This window comes from Dellaglioa sp. CoH-56-MRSF-11 (genome assembly GCF_056782135.1).
The window spans coordinates 1-365 of record NZ_JBXAYE010000054.1 but is presented as its reverse complement, the minus strand read 5'-3'; the positions used below and the strand labels follow the sequence as shown (position 1 = coordinate 365).

Genomic DNA, 365 nt, shown 5'->3' with positions numbered 1-365 from the left:
CCAACACAGCGCCCAAACGACAGGCCAATCAGCTTCCGGGGCACCTTGCAATCAGCCTCGACATAGACCGCGAGATCGTATCGGTCGAACGTCTGCTCGCCACCGCCATCCAGATCGACCCGGATCAGACTTCCGTCGCCCCAGTCCATATCGCTGATGCCAGTCACGGTCCCGATCCGCAGCTGCCCTTGCGAGAGACGCACCTCGGAACCCTCAACGATTGCACGCGGAGGATCGTACGGAACCAATTGATCGATTCGGATGAAATCCGTCTCATTCTCGTCGTAGTCGCTCGCGACTTCCGCCACACGACCCCCGAATTCGATGCCCACAACCGTCCCGATACGGGTGTTGCTGTCATGGCC

The 365-nt window shown here is 60.0% G+C and carries 1 protein-coding gene; it reads right to left on the bottom strand.

Annotated features, from left to right (window positions below; genetic code table 11):
* Positions 1 to 365, bottom strand: a 365-nt coding sequence (locus tag AC1RPT_RS07810; protein WP_481762987.1) for a hypothetical protein, incomplete at both ends; no start/stop codon positions are given.